At 58.8% G+C, this 4,867-nt stretch carries 5 protein-coding genes; 1 reads left to right on the top strand and 4 read right to left on the bottom strand.

Annotated elements, in window-relative coordinates; genetic code table 11:
• Positions 1-441: 441 nt before the first annotated feature.
• The gene (locus QZY01_RS22000) at positions 442-1,986 is read left to right on the top strand and encodes a hypothetical protein (protein ID WP_294541512.1); all 1,545 of its coding nucleotides are present in this window, start codon (positions 442-444) and stop codon (positions 1,984-1,986) included.
• Positions 1,987-2,144: 158 nt separating this feature from the next.
• On the opposite strand, the gene QZY01_RS21995 is transcribed toward QZY01_RS22000, so the two are convergent.
• From QZY01_RS21995 to QZY01_RS21980, 4 genes are all read right to left on the bottom strand, one after another.
• Complete coding sequence (locus QZY01_RS21995) at positions 2,145-2,495, bottom strand: resolvase (RefSeq protein ID WP_342394922.1); 351 nt, start codon at positions 2,493-2,495, stop codon at positions 2,145-2,147.
• Between the two features lie 9 nt (positions 2,496-2,504).
• Positions 2,505-4,157 carry an IS66 family transposase gene (locus QZY01_RS21990; protein WP_294541509.1) on the bottom strand — a complete coding sequence of 551 codons (1,653 nt, stop codon included), beginning with the start codon at positions 4,155-4,157 and terminating at the stop codon, positions 2,505-2,507.
• Positions 4,158-4,230: 73 nt separating this feature from the next.
• Positions 4,231-4,578 carry an IS66 family insertion sequence element accessory protein TnpB gene (gene tnpB / locus QZY01_RS21985; RefSeq protein WP_294541506.1) on the bottom strand — a complete coding sequence of 116 codons (348 nt, stop codon included), beginning with the start codon at positions 4,576-4,578 and terminating at the stop codon, positions 4,231-4,233.
• Positions 4,575-4,867: transposase (locus tag QZY01_RS21980; RefSeq protein ID WP_294541504.1), on the bottom strand; the 293-nt coding region annotated here is incomplete at its 5' end. The genes QZY01_RS21980 and tnpB, both read right to left, overlap by 4 nt.

Genomic DNA, 4,867 nt, shown 5'->3' with positions numbered 1-4,867 from the left:
TTGGACCAAAAACAAAACGCGGACAATGATGACGGATTTTTCTTATTAACGGAGCGGCCATTGGGGAGCGAGCAGTCTCTGCAATGTTACACCGCCCCAACCCTTTGATGTTAGGCGGTCGTAGGGCATCAGGAATGCAGCTTCTGTCATACTTCGATCCTTGTGCAGGCGCCCACCATTGATGGATTCGCAAATGGGCACGTTTTCCTTTGCACGTTGCGAATCGCTTAGCCGGAGACTTTGCATTTCGCAATCCGCCTCGCGAACTGGAGTGCAAGATATCCCCGCAAAATCTTATAGTTAACCAATTTAGTCAGCTTGGCCTTATGGTGCCGAGCTTGCGTGGTGAATGTAGGGCGATGAAGTCCCGGTTGGCGCGAAGGAAGACGCCTGCCGGGCGGTGGCTTCCGCAGCGCGGCGCAAACTCAGAAAGCTAAAGCCATGAAACGCATGCTTCTTGCCGCCGTAGCGGCGCTGGCATCGACCAGCCTTTCGCATCCCGCCTTCGCCTACCAAACGCGGGCCGCCCCGGCGTTCCGGGCTCCCGCCATGGTCTTTCGCGCCCAGCCGCGCATGACGCAGCAGCGCTTTTATGTGAGGCAGCGCCCCGTTGTCCGCATCATGCGCGCGAGCCGGGTTCGCGCCGAGAAGTCTGCACCCGCCATGCACCCAGCCACACGCCCCGGCAGCGCTGCCCGCGCTGCGCTCGTCGGCGGTCCCGTTGTCGGCGCCGGGTTCGTTGGTGCCACTGTCGGTGTCGGCGCCGTCGTTGCCGGTGCGCCCGTCGTCGGCGCGGCCTCCGCCGACACGCTCGAAGAGCGCAATGCGTCGTGGGCAAAGGCATGGGAAATCGTTTCGCGTAATGGCGGAAAAGTCACGAAGGATTGCGATGAGCATTGCTCAGTCTTCAACACGGGTTTCGACAATCGCAGTCATGCGGTATTCATGCAAATTGACCATTTCAACGACGGGACCAATCTGCGTGAATATTGTCGCGTGTCCGATGACGGGGAACAGCGCTATTGCACCAATTGGGACACAAGCTTAAAGCGCGTCTTCTATTGGATACCGGAGGAGGAAGCATGGCGGCTACAATCCAATGGCCCCGCACATTTGCAGCAACAAGAAGCGGAGGAATTGCGGCCACAAGCTAATATGCCGACTTACGCCCCGACGGTCGAAACAGCCTCTTTCCCCATCGAGTTTGATTGCAATGCAGATAATGCAGGCGATCCCGCTTTTAAGATGGAAATTTCTGTACCAGTTGCCAATGGCTCCGGTCGAAAACCGATTGCAATCCAATACGGTAGTATTTCACTAACGGGGACGGTTAATTTTGCCGTCGATGGCTCCGTCGCTTCAATCAACGCTTTCGGCTCGGCTGATGGTCAGGCACGAGAATTGACGCTTACGCCGAACCTGCACGACGATCAGCGAGTGTTCCTTTCGGGGAAGCTGCAACCGCCGGGCGACAGCCTTATGGGGAGACACTGCGAGGCGACGTATTACATAGCGGATCTTCGCGGAAACGAAAGAACAGTGCAAACATCTGCACCGGGCGGCAAAATTGTGGCGGCTAATTCATTTGGGTCCACGACCACACCCTTCAAGGAGGGAGCTTGGCAAACTGACGCAAAAGGAGCAATAGGTCCAAATAAATGCGTTTTAAAAAATGGGTTCTTCGATGTTGACAGTGGCGGCAATGAAACTATGTACTTGGATAATTTTAATAAAATTCTAGAACCATCTCCCGCAGATTATATTCGTATTTCAGAATTTGTTTATGAAAAAAAATTCAATGAATTTAGCGTTATATTTACGAAAATTATCAATAACAACACTGTGACAACAACCAAAATAAACATTGATTACGAACGAATTTACGCACGATATCGTGACATTCCCACTGTGCCCCCCGAACCATATATTAACAATTTAAATAAAACGTTGGGGGTGAGGTATTATTTCTGTGGTATCTACAAGTGACTTTATATGGAGCGCCCCCCCCCCCCGCGAAGCCATGCTGTTTTTTCAAAAAACCGCATGTTGTTTCGGGATGCAAATGGCAAACGTTTTTTTGTCGCGCCCAGTATCTCGCGCGCATTTCACCGATCCTTCCTCCTTTACTCTCCCACCTTTCGCAGTTATGCTAGAATCTCTTTCACCACCGAACGCTTGGCAATTTTCGCAACCGTCGCGCGGCTGCATCCGGTCGCGGCCTGAATTTGCGACCATGAGACCTTCTTGGCCAGCATGGCCGCTATTCCATTATTTCGAACTGCGTCCTCGGGTCGGCCTCGATAACGGCCCTCCTCCCGACATTTATCTTGGCCCTGTTTTTGGCGCCGACGTCGGTCGTCATAATCCTTACGGGCTACCGCCGCGAGCAAATCCAAAAGTAGCCCGTTCAGGGCCTCGAACATGCGACTGGTGAATTCGTCGGTCTTTTCGTATTCATCCGCCGTACCACGCAGGCACGGGCTGACCGGCTTCACGCAATCGCCTCAGGCGGCTTGAGCGGCGTTTGCCGGGACCTGCGGCTTCCAGTTCCACGGCGCCAGCTCATCCAGCCGATGCGCGGGGTGGCCGGCGATGCGGGCGAGGACGTCGGCCAACCAAGCTTGCGGATCGACGCCATTCATCTTGCAGGAGATAATGAGGCTGTACATTGCAGCGGCGCGCTCGCCCCCGCGATCCGAACCGCAGAACAGCCACGATTTTCTTCCAAGGGCGATGCCGCGCAGGCCGCGTTCGGCGGCATTGTTGGAAAGGCAGACACGTCCATCTTCCAGAAACAGCGTGAAGGCCTGCCAGCGCTTGAGAATGTAGTTGATCGCCTTGACCAGATCATGCCCGCGCGACAGTCTGGCGGCTTGCTCGCGCATATAGACCCGGAGATCTTCGACCAGCGGCCGGCTCAGTTTTTGTCGAACCGCCAGGCGCTCAGCGGCGCTGTTGCCGTTGATGGTCCGCTCGATCTCGAACAGCGCGTCGATGCGGCGCACGACCTCGATCGCGATAGGCGACAGCGGAATCTCCTTCTTGCCGGCGGCCTTGCGACGCGCGTTCTCCTCGATGTCGGCCATGATGAAGAACGGCCGCCGCGCATGCACCCAACACGCCGCCTCCTTGATCGGGCCAGGCTTTCGGTCGGCATGATAAAGCTTGCCGTAGCCTTCAAAGGCGTCCGCCTGGAAGATTCCGGAATATCCGGCCAGATGCGCCTGCGGATGCTCGCCCCGGCGATTGCGCGAATAATAGAACATCGCCGCCGGCGGCCCCGCGCCGCCGAAGGGTTTGTCGTCGCGGACGTAGACCCAGCATCGCCCGGTGTCGGTTTTGCCTTCGGCCAGAACCGGCACGGTCGTATCATCGCCATGCAGCCGCTCGGCCGCCATCACATGGGCCTCCACCAGGCGAAGGATCGGATTGAGCGCCGAGCACACCGATCCCACGGAGTCCGCCATGGTCGACAGCGCGATTGGAACGCCTTCCAGCGCGTAGCGTTCGGCCTGACGGTTCAGCGGCTGGTGCTGGCCGAACTTCTCGAACACGATCATCGCCAGCAGGCTCGGCCCCGCCCATCCCCGTGGGATGACATGGAACGGCGCCGGCGCCTGGGTAATCTTCTCGCAATCGCGACACGTGAACTTCTCGCGCACCGTCTCGACCACCTTCCACTGACGGGGCTGCGACTCCAGCGTCCGGGTCACATCCTCGCCGAGCTTGCGCAGCCTTTTGCCGCCGCAGCACTCGCACGCCGTCGGCGGCGCGATCACCACGCGTTCGCGGGGAAGATGTTCGGGGAACGTATTGCGGTCGGGACGTTGGCGCGTAAATCCGCGCACGGTCGTTGTGTTGGCGACAGCCTTTTCCGCCGCCAGTTCGTCTTCCGTGGCGCTGGCCTCCGCCTCTTCGAACGCCAGCGCCAGTTGGTCGACCAGACGCGCCGAGCGCTCCGACTTTTGTCCATAAATCTGGCGCTCCAGCTTGGCGATCCGCAGCTTCTGCTGCGCGATCAGCGCCAGATCCTCGGACGCTTTGGCCCGGGCGACGGCCAGTTCCGCAGCGGTCTCAAGGCCCTTCGCGCGCTCGACGATCAACGCCGCTTTCAGGGCGGCGATGTCGTCGGGAAGAGCGTCGCGAGCGGGATCCATGCGAAGCAGTGAATCACAAATTTTGTGATTTGTGGCGCCCCAAAATGCGCCTGACCCCAAGTTTTTTTCACGCTCATCCCGCGCTCTTCGGCCGCCAGGTCAGTTGCGGATTTCGCCAATCAATTCCTTCGAGCATATAAGCCATCTGCGCGGTCGAAATCGACAAAACGCCATCCGAGGCCGAAGGCCAGATGAACTTCCCTCGGTCCAATCGCTTGGCGTACAATGATAGGCCGACGCCGTCATGCCAGAGAATCTTCGCTAAATCGCCGCGGCGCCCCCGGAAAATATAGAGATCGCCGGCGTGTGGATCACGCTTGAGCCCCTCCTGAACCTGAAGCGCGAGCCCCTGCATGCCGCGCCTCATGTCGGTGTGGCCTGTCGCGATCCAGACCCGGACGCCGCTCGGAATCGGGATCACCGCAGACCCCGCAATGTCGCCGCGATCAAATCGGCGCTCGCCGACGCGCTGATGCTGACCCGGGCGCCCCCGGGCATATCCACGACGATTGCAGGCGCCAATTGAGGTGTCGGCTTGTCCACCGGCGGCTGATCACCGGTGACCAGCGCGCGTAAAAACGGCGCGCCGCTCTCGCGCATGGCGTGTCGACGCCACGTGTAAATGAGGCCGGTCGAAACCTCGCGCCGACGCGCCACCGCGGCCACGATCGCGCCCGGAGCGAAGGCTTCCGCCAAAATCTCCCGCCGCT

Origin of the sequence: uncultured Rhodoblastus sp., from assembly GCF_903903185.1 — a bacterium.
Lineage (GTDB): Bacteria > Pseudomonadota > Alphaproteobacteria > Rhizobiales > Beijerinckiaceae > Rhodoblastus.
The sequence above is the reverse complement of the archived record's forward strand: the minus strand, read 5'-3'. Positions and strand labels throughout refer to the sequence as shown.